Below are 16,931 nucleotides of genomic sequence, written 5' to 3'. Positions count from 1 at the left end.
GGGGTGATCGAGCGGTCAGAATCAAAAGATCGCAGGAGCCTGCGATCTTTTGATGGCGGGCAACTTTAATCGGCCAGCCAGCCATTTTCCCAATACCGTAAATTATCTGCGCGCAGCATGTAATCGCGCAGCACCGCTTCGCGCAGCTCATCACCCATGCGGTAGCTGGCATCCGGGTCGGCCAGGTGCATGCGAATGGCCTGCAGCCATTCATCAGTACTGTTGGTGATGACTCGTGTACACGGCAGATAACCTCGATAGGCTGCGGTGTCGGTACACACCACCGGGTAGCCACAGGCGCCATACTCCAGCAAGCGCAGATTGCTCTTGCAGTCGTTGAAGATATGAAACTCCAGCGGCGCCAGGGCCAGGTCCAGATTCAGACTGGCCAGTTTCGCCGGGTAGACACTGAGGTCGATGACGCCGTGGAATTCGTGCATGTAAGGGCGCAACTCCTCCGGGCACATGCCGAAGAAAACCCAATCCACTTCGCTGGCCAATTCGCGGACGACGTCGGCAATGATTGCCAGATCTCCCGAGTGACTGGTGCCACCGCCCCAACCTACCCGTGGTTTTCTCGAGGTGCGGCGCTGACTGCGCAGATCGCCCCATAGCTCGGTCGCCAGCATGTTCGGTACGACCCGAATGTCATGGTGCATGGACGACAACGCATCGGCCAGAGGCTGGGTCGATACCACCACCCGATCACACAGACCGATGGCGCGCCGGACCAGACGCTCCATCTCGACGTTGTCCGGCATATTGCGAATGTGCGCGTTTTTTTTCGGGGCCTGGATGACATAGTCATCCAGCTCGAAAATCAGTCGGGCGTTGGTGTAGGGTTTCAAATTGGCGATCTCATTGATCGGCCCTTCGCTGTAGCGCCCCTGCAAAACGATAACATCGGGCGATTCGCGCTCGATCTCGATGATCGTAGGCAGGTCATGGTAGATACGCCCGCCCGCCCGGCCCGCCGCCTCCAGCTCAACCAGTGGCTGTATCACCCGATAATGCCCGACGGCCGAGGAGTTGACCGGCAAGCCCATCACCTTCGGTACCTGGCGAATGGAAAACGGGTTCCATCCTGTGCGCAAGCCTGGCTCCAGACTGAAACTGGAGCCCCCCAGCGTATTCAACATCAGGTTAGGGTTGTAAGCCGGATCGCGGGCAACGACGGGCAGCCAGCGCTGGTAGAACCGTTCCTGTTCCTTGCCTCGAAGCGCCTGCTGGGCAACGTCCGGCGCTACTGCAGGTTGGGTTCCGAGAGCCAACTGGGCATACGGCGTCCATACCACCAGATAGCCGCTTTGGCGGACACGCAGACACAGATCCACCTCGCTGAGGGTCGAGGCGAAGTCCTGCTCTTGAAGACCGCCCACACTGTCAAAGACCTGTTTGCGCACCATCAGGCAATCGGCACCGACCGCACTCAAGTCCTGGACCACCTGCAACCGGTGCATGTAGCCGACCGCGTCCAGCGAATCGCCGAAAAATGGCGAACCGGCCGGCCCTTGCAGCCCGAGAATGAGCCCAGCATGCAGAATACGACCGTCCGGGTTGAACAGCTTGGCCCCTACCACACCGACTTCCGGGCGCTGCCCATGGTTGAGCAGCTCATCCAGCCAGTCCGCACGGGTGACCACCACATAAGGGTCGAGCATCAACAAGTATTCGCCCTGTGCCTGCTGCGCCGCGAAGTTGCGAATCGCCGCGACATTACCCTGCTGCGGATACTCCAGCACCCGCAACCTGTCACTGCCCAACTGCGCCATACCGGCCAGCCAGTCAAGCGCCTGCGGGGTTTCACTGCCGTTGTCGATCAGTAACAGCTCGTATTCGCTGTAGGCGGTTTTCTCCAGCAGGCTCTCGACACAGCGTTGCAGCACCGCCAACTGGTCCTTGCAGACAATGATGATCGACACCAGCGGCCGTTCCGCGTGCCGGTAATCGACGCGATTGAGCAGAGTAAAACTGCCTTGGCGAATCTCATGGGCAACCCCCATACGCTGAAGATGCGCCTCCAGCACCTGCGGGTTGAGCTCGATCACCTCGGGCAACGCGAGCCACTGAGACAGGCCAAGCGTCGATTCCAGCAATACCTCGGCGATATGTTCGACGGCCTGAATGCCGTCATCCTCGACCATGCGCCAAAGCACATCGTGCGGTGCCAGCTCGCCATAGCACGAGTTGAAACCGCCCAGCGCCAGGAAGCGCTCGCGCTCAAATGCCAGAGACCGTCCTACATAGGGGTAACTGCGCATGAGGTCCAGATTGAAGTCCGGCTTGAAGACGGGGTCCGCCGATTCACCGTCACGCAAACCACCCTCATCGCCGTAGATGCACAGAGCGCTTGGCGAGGCGCAGATACGCTCGGCCAGCAGCAGCAACGCTGGCTCCAGCAGACGATCTGCGGCACGCACGACATAGAACCAGTCAACCCCGTCCAGTTGTGCCAGCAACTCATTGAGCTGCTGGCACAAATCTTCCTGCAAGGGCAAGGTGAAGACCCGCTCATCGAGCTGCGCTTCGGTACAGGCACTGGACAACACCAGTATCAGTTCCGGCGCATAGAGCTGCCCGGCAAGGCTCTGAAGGGTGATATCCAGACCGGCGCGGCTGGCTTGCTCATCGATGATGATCGGAACAATTTTCGGCTGCCGCGACCAACCGGCCAACGTTTCCGGCAATAGACGCCGCTGAGTATCACTGAGCGTGCGACAGGCCAGCCACTGCGCGTAAAGCTGGGAAAAACTTTCGCTGGCGATGCCAACCCGATATTCCTGGTTGGCCTGCCGCGCGCCCAGGGTTCGACTCAAGGGCAACTCGTCCCAGACCCTCGGCGCCTCATCGGCCCGGGCCAACGGCAGATAACGAACCCAGCCAGCCGCAGGTGCTCCCTCGCCACCACGAACCTTGAGCATTTGCACCAGCCATTGCTTTTCCGTGTCGGCCGCATCTTTCATCGGCTGCTGACGGATCAGCCGTTCCGGATACTGGCGCTCGACACTCAGGACATAGTTCAGCTGCGCCAGATTGCCCCGTCGCAGCAGGCAAATGTACAAGGCAAGATCGAGCGATGCGACAAAGCAATGGCCGGGCTGAGTCAAAGCCGGCAACAACTCCAGCACATCCTCACGGCGAAACAGTGCACTGCTGAACCCACCGAGGAAGTTGACCGGAAAGCTCTCGAAAATCGCCAGCAGGTCATCGCCCTTGAACATCCCGCATACAGGCGAGAGCGTGCTGTTCTCCAGGCGCGACGGCAAGGGGTGATCGTCAGCGTCCCAGAACACCCGCTGAGCGAGCACCAGATTGATATCCGCCTGCTCGATCAGCACTTGCGCCTGGCGCTCGATACAGGCTGGGGACAGTTGATCGTCATCACAGAGAAACTTGATGAACTCGCCTTGCGCCTGCTCCAGACACGCCTGCAGATTGCCGACAAAACCCAGCGTTTGCGGGTTTCGTACATAGCGCACGCGCCCTGCCGCCTCTGCGGTCAACGACTCGACAACCTGCTTGATTTCATCGTTGCGACTGTCATCGCACACAATGATCTCCAGGTTCGCGTAGTGCTGGATCAAGGCGCTGCGCAGGGCCCTGCCGAAAAAGCGTGGATTGAAGGCGGGAATGACAAGGCTGACTAGGGGGACTGGATTCACGGCAGGGCTCTCAAGCGGCGGGGCTCACCCGGTCGGGTGAGCCCCTGAAACCGCTGAAAAAAGGCGGTCGGTATTCGGCGGTTGTTACGATCGGGCGCTTACTCGCCAGCCCCCCCTTAGATCTTGTTGAACAGGCCCAGCTGACTGACTTTGCTGAACGCCAGTTGCGCTGCCTGCAACATGGTTTGCTGCAGGGTCAGGCGAGTCATGACCTCGGCCGTGTCGGAGTCGCGAATCGCCGACTGGCTGGCTTTGTTGGCAAGCACCAGGCTCTCATTCGTTGTCGTTTGATCATCCAGGACCTGGCCGCGTACGCCCACGGAAGTGATTTGCGAACCCACCTGCGCCTGTGCACTGTCCAGGTTACCAATGCCCGAAGCCACCGCTGCTTGCATTTTTTGCAGTGCGACCGGGTTGTTATCGGCCGGCGTATTCAACGCGGTACGCAACTGCCCCAGGGTGTCCAGAACGTTCTGGGTCTGGTGGTTATTGGTCTGGACCACGAATTGATCACCGGCCGCCGGAGTACCGCCGAGGGTGAATGTGACCCCGGCCGCCGTCGCCGTGGCGCCCGCCATGGTGCCCGAGGAAACCGGTTTGCTGCCTGCCGTGATCGGCGAAGCATAAAGATCATAAGCGGTGGCGCTGGTGAACTTGAGGATCGCCCCGCCCGCCGGGAAGGTGCTGTTATAGGCCGCCGAGTTGCTCTGGACAGCGCCAGTGATCACCGCAGTGGAAGGGTTGCCCGGGCTACGCGATGCGTTGATGGTGTCCGCCTGGGTCGACAACTGGAACGTATGGCCGGCAATCACCGCATCCGGGACATCCCCGGACTTCAGATTGATGTTCAAGCTCAGGTCGACACCACGGAAACTGACAGTCTGGTTGGCGCCGTTGCTATTGCTGATCACACCGTTCTGGCTGGCTTCGGCGGTAACATCATTGCCAAGGCTATCGGTGATCTGCAGCTGCGTACTGCTGAGAAAGTTCACGGTGTAGGGCTGACCAGCGGCAAATTTGGAATCGTAAGTCCCGGTGTTGCTGACCTGACCGTTGGACAGCGTCACCCGACCGTCATCCACCGCCGGTGCCGTCATGCTGCTCTGGGTGCGACTGGTGTTGATCGTCTGCTGGAAAGCATCCCAACCCGTGGTGTTGCTGGCGACCGACATGGAATCGCCGATGGCCAGGTTCAACTTGGACTGGTCGCCATTGTAACTGTAGGTGCCGTCGGAGTTTGCCGTGTACGGCGGCGTACTGGTTTTCGAACCGCCGAACAGATAGTTGCCGTTGGCATCCTGACTGTTCATCAGGCCCAACACCTGACTCTGGATTTGCCCCAACTCCTGGGCAGCGGCCTGGCGGTCCGCATCGGTCTGGGTACCGTTATTGGCGCCGAGCGCCAACTCCTTGGCCCGCTGCAAGGCATTGCCAATGGAACTCAGGGCTGTTTCCGACTGGCTGTACGCGCCCTTGAGGCTACTGATGTTGCCGGCGTACTGATCCAGCATCGAACTCTGCTGCCCGAGCTGCAGCAATCGAGCGGCACCTATCGGATCATCGGCGGCCGTGTTGAGCTTGGTCATGCTGCTGGCTTCGGCACTGCTCTTGATCATGTTCGCGTAGGTGCGCTGGTAGTTAGCGGCGGTCGTTTCGTAATACTGGGCGGTAGAAATGCGCATGAATTACGACTCCTTAAAGACTGTTGATCAGCGTGCTGAAGGTTTCCTGCGCAGCCTTGATGATCTGCGAAGAGGCCGTGTAGTACTGCTGGTACTTGACCAGATTGCCGGTTTCTTCGTCCAGATCGACGCCGGACAGGGAGTCGCGGGCACTCTTGGCCTGGGTCAGAATCGCCGTGGTGGCGTCATTGTCAGACTTGCCCTGGGCGGCTTGGGCGCCGACGTTGGAAACCAGTCTGCCGTAGGCATCCGAGAGGCTGATGCCTTTGCTCGCCGAACCGGTGTCGACCGTCTGTTTGCTCTGCAAGCCAACGAGCGCCGTACTGTTGCGGTTGTCCGAGGAGCTTGCGCCAGTCAACGAAATACTGAAGCTTTCACCGGTGGCGGGTGAGCCTGCGACCGTCGTTTGAACCGTGAAGGTCTTCTGCACTGCCGGCACGACCGTGTTGTCCATGATCGGATTGCCGCTACCATCGATCATGTTCACTTGCAGGTTCAGGGTATTGCTTTGACCGGGAACGATAGTGCCCGTGCCCATGCTGGCGCCCTTGGCATCGTAGAGCGTATAGCCCTGGCTACCGGCGCTCGCGGCATTGAACACCAGTTTGACCGGCGTCGAATACGTGAGCCCGGTTTGCAGATCGGTACTGGCCGCGGGATCGTAAATATCCAGGGTGCTGGTCAGTGTTGGCTGGCTGTAGGTACCCTTGTTGTTGGCGCTGGTGACTCCGGTCAGAGGTGCCGCTGCAGCGATTTTCTTCGGATCGGTGAGCACGGTCTGGATATCAGTGGCGCCACTGCGGGTCGGCGTTACCTTGAAGGTATCGCCAGCACTCATGACGCCGCCACTGAGTGTCATGTTGAAGCCGTCGATGACCGGAGGCGGTGTAGTGGTGGTGCTGAAGGTACCCATGTTGGTGCCATCGGAGCGTTTGACGCTGTAGTCCGTGGCAGTGCTGAAGGTCACCTGATAATCGTTGGCGGTCAGTTTGCTGGTGTCTTTGATGGTGACATTCAGGTTTCCGGAACCTGCGCTGTTGCCCGTCTGGGCAATGCTGCGCTGACTGATCAGCGCCGCGCTGTTGATATCGCCGAAGATCGCCGAACCAAAGTCGCCATTCTTGTCGATGCCCTGGGCCTGCTGACTGTTCATCTGATCGGCGACAACCAACGCGACCCGCCCCAACTCGTTCATCGCCGGGTCGAGCACTTCGTTGCGATAACGCAGCAAGCCACCGATCTGGCCGCCGGTCACCACCGACGTGATATCGATGGTGCTCGAACCGCGATTCAACTGGAGCGTCGAACGACTCGGATCGGTCTTGCCCGGCACGGTTTCCAGGGTGTTGGTGGTATTGCCCATCACCAGCGGCTGGCCACTGCCGATGTAGACGTCGTAATTCGTGCCGCGCTCCACCACCTGGGTACCGACCAGCGCGGACAACTGACGGACCGACTCGTTACGCTTGTCGAGCAGGTCGTTCGGCGCACTGGTGCCGCCCGACACTTGAGAGATCTGCTGGTTGTACTGAGCGATCGTGGTTGCCAGTTTGTTCACCTGGGACGACAGGTCCGACAGGTTGGTGTTGATGCCGGTGTTCTGGTCGGTCAACTGTTTGGAAATCGAGTTGAAGCGATCACTCAAGGCCTGGGCATTGGTCAGCACCGACTGACGGGACGCATCATCGGTCGGCGTGCTCGACACACTTTGCAGGGAAGTGAAAAACTTCTGCAGCGCACCGGTGACGCCGGTGTTGCTGTCGGACAGCAGCGTGTCGGTCGGCGTGACCTGCGCCAGGTAGGACGACGAATCGCTGCTGAGCGAGGTCGAAGTGCGCAACTGGGCATCCAGGTAGGCGCTATAGACCCGGCGCACATCCGCCAGGGTCGTGCCAGTGCCGATGAAAACGCTGCCGTACTGATTCGAGGCCTTGCTGCTCTGCACGGTTTGCTGGCGCGAATAACCGGCGGTATCAACGTTGGCAATGTTGTTGCCGGTCGTCGCCAGAGACGATTGGCTCGAAGCCAGACCCGACAAGCCGATATTGAGCAAACTCATGATTCAAACCTTATAAATTCGTGGAAGCGCCCGCCGCAGCGTAGTTCTGGTAGCTCTTCATCTGTTTCGCTATCTGCGAAATCTTGCTTGCGTAATCCGGATCTGTTGCATACCCGGCTTTTTGCAATTCGCGTACAAACTGTTCTGGGTTATCGGCCGACTTCAGCACATCTTGATAGCGATTGTTGCTTTGCAACATGGTCACCAAGTCATGGAAGCTGTCCTGATAAGAGTCATAGGAGCGGAACTCAGCCGTCTCCTTGACCATCTCGCCATTTCTGAATTCGCTGGTAATCGCACGGGCCTGAGCGCCCTGCCAACTGCTGCTGGCCTTGATCCCGAACAGGTTGTGGCTGCTGGTGCCGTCCTGCTGACGCATCACCGATTTACCCCAGCCGGTTTCCAGCGCAGCCTGGGCGACCAGATAGCGCGGATCGACGCCGATCCGGTCAGCCGCCTGCTGCGCCAACGGCATCATGGTCGCGACGAATTCGTCAGGGGAACTGAACGACTGCCTGGCCGGCGCCAAGGGCGGCTGAGCCACAGCACGACCGTAAATCTGCATTCGCCCACGGGGCGCAACGGCACTTTGCGCGGTCAACCGGTCACCCTTGATCACCGCATCCATGGCGGCGGTGGTGCGGCTTGGCACAGCGGTTTTACCGGTGGTATCCGTGGCATTCGCGACCGAAGGAACAATCCCCGCCAGCAAGCGATCGGTCATTTTGCTCGGCAACGACAAACGTCGCTGATTGAGCAACGCCATGTCGTTATGCGCGGCGCCATTGGCGGACTTGTGCGGGTCCACAGCGCGCGATGCCCACAGCGGACGCTGACCATTGAGACGAGTCAATGGGCCATCCACCGCGCTGGTGCCCGCAGCAATGGCGGTAGGCGTCGACACCTTGGCCTCTGGCGTGGCGCCCGGCAACGCTGACTCTGTGGCAGCAGTGGCCGGGTGGGCTTTCGACATTTGCCGCATCAGCACGTCAGCCAGACCGATACCACCACCCTGACGAGACAAGGAAACCGCCAGCTGCTGGTCGTACATTTCCTGGTATTGCTTGGCCGCTGGCGTGTTGAGCGGATTGTCCTTGCCCAGCGCCTCGGTGGCCGAGCGCATGGATTTAAGCATTTCGCCGAGGAACAGCGATTCGAACTCCTGCGCGACTTTGCGCATGTTGCCGTCACTGTTCTTGTCGCCAACCTTGAGCTGGTTAAGCCGGTTGAGGTCGGAGTAAGCCCCCGAGTCGCCAGTGGTGACCAGACCGCTCTTGCGAATATCCATGGCCGCCATCTCAGATCACGATCAGGTCGGCTTGCAAGGCGCCGGCCTGTTTCAAGGCTTCCAGGATTGCCATCAAGTCACCCGGCGCAGCGCCAACCTGATTCACCGCCCGGACGATTTCGTCGAGCGTGGTACCCGGACCAAACTTGAACATCGGCTTGGCTTCTTGCTGGGCACTGACCCGCGAGCGCGGCACGACCGCCGTCTGTCCGTTGGACAGAGGGCCCGGCTGGCTGACGATCGGGTCTTCGGTAATGGTCACGGTCAGGCTGCCATGGGTCACGGCGGCCGGTGACACCTTGACGTTCTGGCCGATCACAATGGTGCCGGTGCGCGAATTGATGATGACCTTGGCCACCGCCTGCCCCGGATCGACTTCGAGGTTTTCCAGGATCGACAGGTAGTCGACGCGCTGACTCGGATCCAGTGGCGCCGTCACCCGAATCGAACCGCCATCGATGGCTTGAGCGACCCCAGGGCCCAGCATGTCGTTGATCTTGTCGACAACGCGCTTGGCGGTGGTGAAGTCTGAACGGTTGAGGTTAAGGGTCAGGCTGTTGCCCTGATTGAAACCGCTCGGCACCGCACGCTCGACGGAGGCACCACCGGGAATCCGGCCGGCCGACGGAACGTTGACGGTGATCTTCGAACCATCGCGACCTTCAGCATCAAAACCACCGACCACCAGATTACCTTGAGCGATGGCGTAGACGTTGCCGTCGATACCCTTGAGCGGTGTCAGCAGCAAGGTACCGCCACGCAGGCTCTTGGAGTTACCGATGGAGGACACGGTGATATCCACCTGCTGTCCCGGCTTGGCAAACGCCGGCAAATCTGCACTGATCGATACCGCTGCGACGTTCTTCAACTGCACGTTGCCCGAGCCTGCCGGCACCTTGATACCGAACTGCGACAGCATGTTGTTGAAGGTCTGCAGGGTGAACGGGGTTTGCGTGGTCTGGTCACCCGTGCCGTTAAGCCCGACAACCAGGCCATAGCCGATCAACTGGTTGGAACGTACGCCCGAAATACTCGCGATGTCCTTCAGCCGCTCGGCATGAGCATCCAGGGAGATCGACAGCAAAACCATGGCCGCCATCAGGTGCTTGAAATTCAACATGGGGCGGGTCATCACCTAGAAAGGGAACAGCGGGCTGAGGAAGAAACGGTCGAACCAGCCTGGCTGACTCGTATCGGCAAACGAACCGGTACCCGAATACGTGATACGCGCATCGGCGATCCGGGTCGAAGACACGGTGTTGTCGGTGGCGATATCGTCAGCTCGTACCAGACCGGCAATCCGCACCAGCTCATCGCCGGTATTGAGGGTCATCCACTTCTCGCCGCGCACGGCGATGATGCCGTTGGGCAAGACTTCAGCGACGGTCACGGTGATCGAACCGGTCAGGCTGTTGCCCTGCCCGGCCTTGCTGTCACCCTTGGTCGCGCGGTCACCGTTGTAGCTGGCGTCCAGACTCAAATCACCACTGCCAAACGGGTTATTGGTGTTGGGCGTACTACCGAACAGCGAGGTCAGGCCGATGCTGGTCTTGCTGGTCTTGGCCAGTTGCGAGTTGGCATTTTTACTGGCCTGGGTTTTCTCGTTCAGGGTGATGGTGATGATGTCACCGACCCGGAACGCCTTGCGGTCACCGTACAGGTTCTGCTCGAAACCGGCCTGATAGATCGAGCCATTGTTTGCCGCAGCAGGCAACGGCGTACGCGGCAACACCGGCGCGTAGTAAGGGTCATTGGGCTTCGGCGTCGGGCCGACACAGCCCGCGAGCACAGCGATCCCACTCAGTGCCAGTACAGAAACAAACCGATTCATGACCTTACCTCGCGGTATTGCAGGCGACCTCAGGCCGCCTCATAGACTTGATTACAGATTCTGCGTTACGTACGTGAGCATCTGGTCGGCAGTGGAGATCACCTTGGAGTTCATCTCGTAAGCACGCTGAGTGGTGATCATGTTGACCATCTCCTCAACGGTGCTGACGTTGGAGGTTTCCAGGGTGTTCTGCAGCGTGGTCCCGAAACCGTTCAGGCCTGGTGTGCCGATTTGCGGCGCGCCGCTGGCAGCGGTTTCGTGGAACATGTTGCTACCAGCCGCTTGCAGACCGGCCGGGTTGATGAAGTCGGCGGTTTGCAAGTTGCCGATCACTTGCGACGCAGCGCTACCGGCGGTCGTAATCGAAACGGTACCGTCCTGGCCTACGGTGAAGGTTTGCGCATTGTTTGGAACGACGATCGCCGGCTCCAGAGCGAAGCCGTTGGCCGTCACGATCTGGCCATTGGAGTCCAGGTGGAAGGTACCGTCACGGGTATAGGCGGTCGTGCCATCCGGTTGCAGGATCTGGAAGAAACCGCGGCCGTTGACGGCCAGATCCAGAGGCTGCTCGGTGGTTTGCAGGCTACCGGCAGTGAAGTTCTTCTGGGTGCCGACAATGCGCACACCGGTACCCACTTGCAGGCCCGATGGCAACGAACTGTCCTGGGTCGACTGGGCACCTGGCTGACGCTTGATCTGGTACAGCAAGTCCTGGAACTCGGCACGGTCACGCTTGAAGCCCGTGGTCGAGACGTTCGCCAGGTTGTTGGAAATAGTCGTGAGGTTGGTGTCCTGGGCGGACAGACCTGTTTTGGCAACCCATAGAGCCGGAAGCATTCGATTCTCCTCGCGCGCCTGTTTTACGGCGCTACGTTCTGATAATTAGCTGATCTGCAAGACCCGAGCCATGGCCTGGTCGTCGTCTTTGGCGGTGTTCATCATCTTGATGTGCAGCTCAAACTGCTTGGACAGAGCCAGCACCGAGGTCATCTCTTCGACGGCATTGACGTTGCTCGACTCAAGGAATCCGGACACCATTTGCACACTGGCATCGGCCACCACTGGCTTGCCGTCCTTGGTATGGATCGAACCATCCAGCCCCTTGGTCATGTTTTTGAGGTCCGGCTTGACCAGCTTGATGCGGTCGACTTCAGCCATTACCCGCGGGCCTTCGCCCATCGCACGGATACTGATGGTGCCGTCCTGACCGACTTCGATTTTCTGCTCTGGCGGCACGGCAATCGGCCCACCATTGCCCAACACCGGCATACCGTTGCCGGCCCGCAGTACGCCCAGGGCGTCCACATTCATGCTTGCGGTGCGCACATAACCTTCGCTGCCATCAGGCGTCTGCACGGCGATCCAGCCATCACCGCTCACCGCCACATCGAGGTCGCGACCGGTTTCCACCATGGCCCCGGCAGTAAAATCGGTTGCCGGACGCTCGGACAAAGCAAACGCCCGCGCCGGAAAGCTGTCGCCAAACACCGGTATCGAACGCGCCTGCTCCAGGTCACGCTGAAAACCGTTGGTGGAGATGTTCGCCAGATTGTTGGCATGCGCCTTTTGCGCCAGTGCATTCTGGCTGGCGCCGGTCATTGCCACGTAAAGGTACTTGTCCACAGTCTTTCCTCTGTCTGCCGGACGTTTGCCGCCCACCGCTGTACTGCTGAGCCATAAGCAATAAGTGCACCAACTTTCTTTTGGTGGCTTGAGGGCAGGCAAACAAAGGACTTGATGGAATCAGAGGGGATTCATGAATTGTGTCAAAGACGAAAAACCGGCGCCGTTATGCCGCTTGCGGCGTATCAGCTGCCGCAGGCGGCGATCTTTTGATCTGATCGTTCCCACGTTCTGCGCGGGAACGCAGCCCGCGACGCTCCGCGTCACAGCTAAAGCGGACGCAGAGCGTCCAATGAGGCATTCCCACGCAGGAGCGTGGGAACGAACTTTTAAAGGTTATGCGCTCGACTCTTGATCGTTCTTTCCCACCCCGTACTCGCGCAATTTGTTGGCGATGGTGGTATGGGAAACCCCAAGTCGCTTGCCCAGTTGCCGACTGCTTGGGTGCTCCGAATACAGCCGCTCCAGCACTGCTTTTTCGAAGCGCCCGACAATCGCATCCAGCCCTCCTTCCAGCGAAAAATCGCCGAGTGGCTGGCGTACGCCGTAGTCCGGCAAGCGGATATGCTCAGCTTTGACCGTCCCGCCATCACACAGCGAAACCGCCTGAAACAACACGTTCTCCAATTGCCGAACGTTGCCCGGCCAGTGGTAATGACTGAGCCGATCCATCGCCGCCGGTGCCAGTTTCGGCAATGAGCAACCGATCTGCCGGCTGGCCTGATCGAGAAAGTGCTCCACCAGCGGTGGCAGACCGTCGAGACATTCCCGCAGCGGCGGAATATGCAGGGACAGCACATTGAGCCGATGGTAAAGATCCTGGCGGAACTCACCACGGGCACACAACTCGGACAGATCGACCTGAGTCGCGCAAATCACCCGCACATCCAGATAGACCTCTTCATCACTGCCGACCCGGCGGAAGCAGCCGTCCTGCAGAAAACGCAGCAGCTTGACCTGCAGGCGCGGGCTCATCTCCCCCACCCCATCAAGAAACAGCGTGCCGCCGGCCGTCAACTCCAATAGACCGAGCTTGCCTTCGGCCCGTGCACCTTCGAAAGCACCCGGGCCATAACCGAACAGCTCGGTCTCGGCCATCGACTCCGGCAACCCGGCGCAATTAAGTGCCATCAGCGGTGACTGCCCACGCGGGCTGGCCAGATGGCAAGCCCGAGCCAACAATTCCTTGCCGGTGCCAGTCTCGCCTTCAATCAGCAAGGGCGCGTCCAGCGGCGCCATGCGGCGCGCTTCGCGGACCACCGCAGCCATGACTTTAGAACTCTGAAAAATGCTGTCGAAGCCACGCAGCTCCTGTTTGCGCACATTGTAGATACGCTCACCGACCCGATCGGCCCGGTGCAGCGTGAGCACGGCGCCGGCCATGGCCTCGCTGTCATCGTGCTCGGATTGCAGCGGCGCGATATCGGCCAAAAACACATCGCCCTTGACCTTGACCCTCAGGCCATTGATCCGCGACTTGTTGGCACGAACCAGTTCAGGCAAATCGAAATCTTCGGCATAGCGCGACAGCGGAATCCCCGGCACTTCATCCACCCGCACACCGAGCAACTGCGCAGCCGCGCGGTTTGCCGCAACGATGGAACCGCCCATATCGATAGACAGCACCGGAAACTCCAGCGCCCCCAACAACGCATTGAGCTCCATATGCCGACGTTCGCTGGGCATCAACCCTACCCGCTTGACGCCGAACACCCCGGCAATCGCCTCGAATTTCGGACGCAACGCCTGGAACTGGATGTTGATCAGATTCGGACAATGCAGGTAGATCGCATTGCCGTGCTCACCGCCGACTTCCCCGCGGGCGACGTTGATCCCGTACTCCACCAGCAGATTGAGGATGTCGCGCAGAATGCCAATGCGATTCTGGCAGTGGACTTTGATACGCATATAAAGGTCCAGGATTATTATTGGGAGATCGACGCTGCACCTTGTAGGAGCAGCCGGTCGACGCTCGATTGCTCGCGATGGACGTTAACGATAACGCGTGTTTACTGAATAAACGCGCCGCCCTTGAGTCCATCGCGAGCAAGCTCGCTCCTACAGGTATTAAGACAAGGCCTGCCACTTTTTTTGCAGCCAGGCTCAGTTAGTCGTCAAGATTATGTGACAGTTACAGGCCTTTTCAAACCGACAAATCTCAATGAGTGTGGGATCGAGGTCGTTACGTAACGAAAACTTTACAAATAGCAGGGGAAATTCCCGCTTACGCTGCGACCAAGGTGCTGCAACTTGTTCTTCTCTGAGCTATCTCTATGGACATAGCTGGACATAACAAGAACGAATCCCCTCGCAGGAGAGCAGCATGAAGCAGACGCAATACGTGGCTCGCGAGCCCGATGCGCAAGGTTTTATCGACTACACCGCCGAAGAACATGCGGTGTGGAACACGCTGATCACTCGCCAACTGAAAGTGGTCCAGGGTCGTGCGTGCCAGGAATACCTGGACGGCATTGAAAAACTCGGCTTGCCTCACGATCGCATTCCGCAGCTCGGCGAAATCAATCAGGTACTGGGCGCCACCACCGGCTGGCAAGTCGCCCGGGTTCCGGCGCTGATTCCCTTCCAGACTTTTTTCGAATTGCTGGCCAACAAACAGTTTCCTGTGGCGACCTTTATTCGCACCCGCGAAGAGCTGGATTACCTGCAAGAGCCGGACATTTTCCACGAGATCTTTGGCCACTGTCCGTTGCTGACCAACCCCTGGTTCGCTGAATTTACCCACACCTACGGCAAGCTTGGCCTGCAAGCCTCCAAGGAAGAGCGGGTTTACCTGGCGCGGCTATACTGGATGACCATCGAGTTCGGCCTGGTCGACACACCGCAAGGTAAACGCATCTACGGCGGCGGCATTCTTTCCTCACCCAAAGAAACGGTTTACAGCTTGTCCGCAGAGCCTGAACATCAGGCCTTTGACCCACTGGAAGCGATGCGCACGCCATATCGCATCGACATCCTGCAACCGCTGTACTTTGTCTTGCCCGACTTGAAGCGCCTGTTCGACCTGGCTCATGAAGACATCATGGGAATGGTCCAGCGCGGCATGCAGCTGGGCTTGCACGCACCAAAATTTCCGCCTAAGCCCAAGGCGGCTTGAGAACGGCAGCACTCGCGACGCTCTCAAAAAAATAGTAGTTTCCAATAAGAACCGAATTCAGGAATACACCATGTCCACTCTGAACCAAGCCCATTGCGAAGCCTGCCGTGCCGACGCTCCTCAAGTCAGCGACGAAGAACTGCCGGTATTGATCAAGCAGATTCCTGACTGGAACATTGAAGTACGCGACAGCGTCATGCAGCTGGAAAAAGTCTTCCTGTTCAAAAATTTCAAATTTGCCCTGGCCTTCACCAACGCTGTCGGCGAAATCTCCGAGGCCGAAGGCCACCACCCAGGCCTGCTCACCGAGTGGGGCAAAGTCACCGTGACCTGGTGGAGCCACTCGATCAAGGGCCTGCACCGCAACGACTTCATCATGGCCGCGCGCACTGACGAAGTGGCCAAAGACGCCGAGGGCCGCAAATAATGCATTTCGATGCCATCGGTCGAGTGCCCGGCGACCCGATTCTCGGCCTGATGGAGGCCTACGCTTCGGATACCAACCCGCACAAATTCGACCTGGGCGTTGGCGTCTACAAAGACGCCCAGGGCCTGACGCCGATTCTTCAGTCAGTGAAGCTGGCCGAGCAACGGTTGGTCGACCGGCAAACCACCAAGACCTACATCGGTGGTCACGGCGACGCGGCGTTCGGCAAGGTCATCAATGAGTTGGTGCTGGGCGCGGACTCGGCCTTGCTCGCCCACCAGCGTGCTGGCGCGACCCAAACACCTGGCGGCACCGGCGCATTGCGTCTGAGCGCCGATTTCATCGCCCGCTGCCTGCCGGGCCGTGGCATCTGGCTGAGCAACCCGACCTGGCCGATCCACGAAACCATCTACGCGGCGGCTGGCCTCAAGGTCAGTCACTATCCGTATGTCGGCAGCGACAACCGCCTCGACGTCGAAGCCATGTTGGCGACTCTGAAACTGGCGCCCAAGGGCGACGTTGTGCTGCTGCATGCCTGCTGCCATAACCCCACCGGTTTCGATCTGTCCCACGATGACTGGCGTCGGGTGCTGGAGGTTGTGCGCAGTCGCGAACTGTTACCACTGATCGACTTCGCCTACCAGGGCTTCGGCGACGGTCTGGAGCAGGACGCCTGGGCGGTACGCCTGTTCGCAGAAGCACTGCCTGAGTTACTGATCACCAGCTCCTGTTCGAAAAACTTCGGTCTGTACCGTGAACGCACCGGCGCACTGATCGTCTGCGCGGCCAATGCCGACAAGTTGCTGGATATCCGTAGCCAACTGGCCTTTATCGCCCGCAACCTGTGGTCGACACCGCCGGATCATGGCGCCGCGGTTGTCGCGACCATCCTTGGCGATCCAGAGCTGAAAAGCCTCTGGGCCGATGAGGTCGAGGCCATGCGCCTGCGTATTGCACAACTGCGTTCAGGCCTGGTGGAAGCCCTTGGCCCTCATGGTCTTGGCGAGCGCTTCGCACACATTGGCGTACAGCGCGGGATGTTTTCCTACACCGGCCTGACTCCGACACAGGTGCAGCGCCTGCGGGAAAACCACAGCGTGTACATGGTCAGTTCCGGGCGCGCCAACGTCGCCGGTATCGATGCGACGCGCCTGGATTTGCTGGCTGAAGCGATTGCTGAGGTTTGCGCGTAATAATTTTGGCAAAGCACGGGCTCGCGGCTACGAAAATCTAATGTGGGAAGC

12 protein-coding genes are annotated in these 16,931 nt (G+C 59.3%); 3 read left to right on the top strand and 9 right to left on the bottom strand.

Annotation, left to right across the window (positions count from 1 at the left end; translation table 11 throughout):
* Positions 1–65: 65 nt before the first annotated feature.
* The 9 genes from AC07O1_RS15190 to AC07O1_RS15150 all read right to left on the bottom strand — a co-directional run bounded on the left by AC07O1_RS15190 (position 66) and on the right by AC07O1_RS15150 (position 14,053).
* The gene (locus AC07O1_RS15190) at positions 66–3,662 is read right to left on the bottom strand and encodes a glycosyltransferase (protein WP_495089220.1); all 3,597 of its coding nucleotides are present in this window, start codon (positions 3,660–3,662) and stop codon (positions 66–68) included.
* A gap of 116 nt (positions 3,663–3,778) precedes the next feature.
* Positions 3,779–5,344, bottom strand: coding sequence for a flagellar hook-associated protein 3 (locus AC07O1_RS15185; RefSeq protein WP_495089219.1), 1,566 nt, complete (start codon positions 5,342–5,344; stop codon positions 3,779–3,781).
* A 13-nt stretch (positions 5,345–5,357) separates the two neighbouring features.
* Positions 5,358–7,403: a flagellar hook-associated protein FlgK gene (gene flgK, locus AC07O1_RS15180; RefSeq protein WP_495089218.1), complete on the bottom strand. Its 2,046-nt coding sequence runs from the start codon at positions 7,401–7,403 to the stop codon at positions 5,358–5,360.
* A gap of 10 nt (positions 7,404–7,413) precedes the next feature.
* Positions 7,414–8,691 carry a flagellar assembly peptidoglycan hydrolase FlgJ gene (flgJ, locus tag AC07O1_RS15175; RefSeq protein ID WP_495089217.1) on the bottom strand — a complete coding sequence of 426 codons (1,278 nt, stop codon included), beginning with the start codon at positions 8,689–8,691 and terminating at the stop codon, positions 7,414–7,416.
* Positions 8,692–8,701: 10 nt separating this feature from the next.
* Positions 8,702–9,811 carry a flagellar basal body P-ring protein FlgI gene (locus tag AC07O1_RS15170; protein WP_494994250.1) on the bottom strand — a complete coding sequence of 370 codons (1,110 nt, stop codon included), beginning with the start codon at positions 9,809–9,811 and terminating at the stop codon, positions 8,702–8,704.
* A gap of 15 nt (positions 9,812–9,826) precedes the next feature.
* Complete coding sequence (gene flgH / locus AC07O1_RS15165) at positions 9,827–10,522, bottom strand: flagellar basal body L-ring protein FlgH (RefSeq protein WP_494994251.1); 696 nt, start codon at positions 10,520–10,522, stop codon at positions 9,827–9,829.
* A gap of 51 nt (positions 10,523–10,573) precedes the next feature.
* Positions 10,574–11,359 (bottom strand): flagellar basal-body rod protein FlgG, encoded by a 786-nt coding sequence (gene flgG, locus AC07O1_RS15160; RefSeq protein ID WP_495089216.1) that lies wholly within the window; start codon positions 11,357–11,359, stop codon positions 10,574–10,576.
* Between the two features lie 45 nt (positions 11,360–11,404).
* Positions 11,405–12,145, bottom strand: coding sequence for a flagellar basal body rod protein FlgF (locus tag AC07O1_RS15155; RefSeq protein WP_495089215.1), 741 nt, complete (start codon positions 12,143–12,145; stop codon positions 11,405–11,407).
* Positions 12,146–12,481: 336 nt separating this feature from the next.
* Positions 12,482–14,053: a sigma-54-dependent transcriptional regulator gene (locus tag AC07O1_RS15150; protein ID WP_495089214.1), complete on the bottom strand. Its 1,572-nt coding sequence runs from the start codon at positions 14,051–14,053 to the stop codon at positions 12,482–12,484.
* Between the two features lie 415 nt (positions 14,054–14,468).
* Here AC07O1_RS15150 and phhA point away from each other — a divergent pair, with 415 nt between their 5' ends.
* The 3 genes from phhA to AC07O1_RS15135 all read left to right on the top strand — a co-directional run bounded on the left by phhA (position 14,469) and on the right by AC07O1_RS15135 (position 16,880).
* Positions 14,469–15,260: a phenylalanine 4-monooxygenase gene (gene phhA / locus AC07O1_RS15145; RefSeq protein ID WP_495089213.1), complete on the top strand. Its 792-nt coding sequence runs from the start codon at positions 14,469–14,471 to the stop codon at positions 15,258–15,260.
* A 70-nt stretch (positions 15,261–15,330) separates the two neighbouring features.
* Entirely contained in the window at positions 15,331–15,687 is a 357-nt protein-coding gene (locus tag AC07O1_RS15140; RefSeq protein WP_419119313.1) for a 4a-hydroxytetrahydrobiopterin dehydratase, read from the top strand.
* Positions 15,687–16,880: an amino acid aminotransferase gene (locus AC07O1_RS15135; protein ID WP_495089212.1), complete on the top strand. Its 1,194-nt coding sequence runs from the start codon at positions 15,687–15,689 to the stop codon at positions 16,878–16,880. The genes AC07O1_RS15140 and AC07O1_RS15135 overlap by 1 nt, the downstream gene beginning before the upstream one ends.
* Positions 16,881–16,931 lie beyond the last annotated feature (51 nt).

This window comes from Pseudomonas sp. GW821-FHT07G10 (assembly GCF_059418545.1).
The sequence above is the reverse complement of the archived record's forward strand: the minus strand, read 5'-3'. Positions and strand labels throughout refer to the sequence as shown.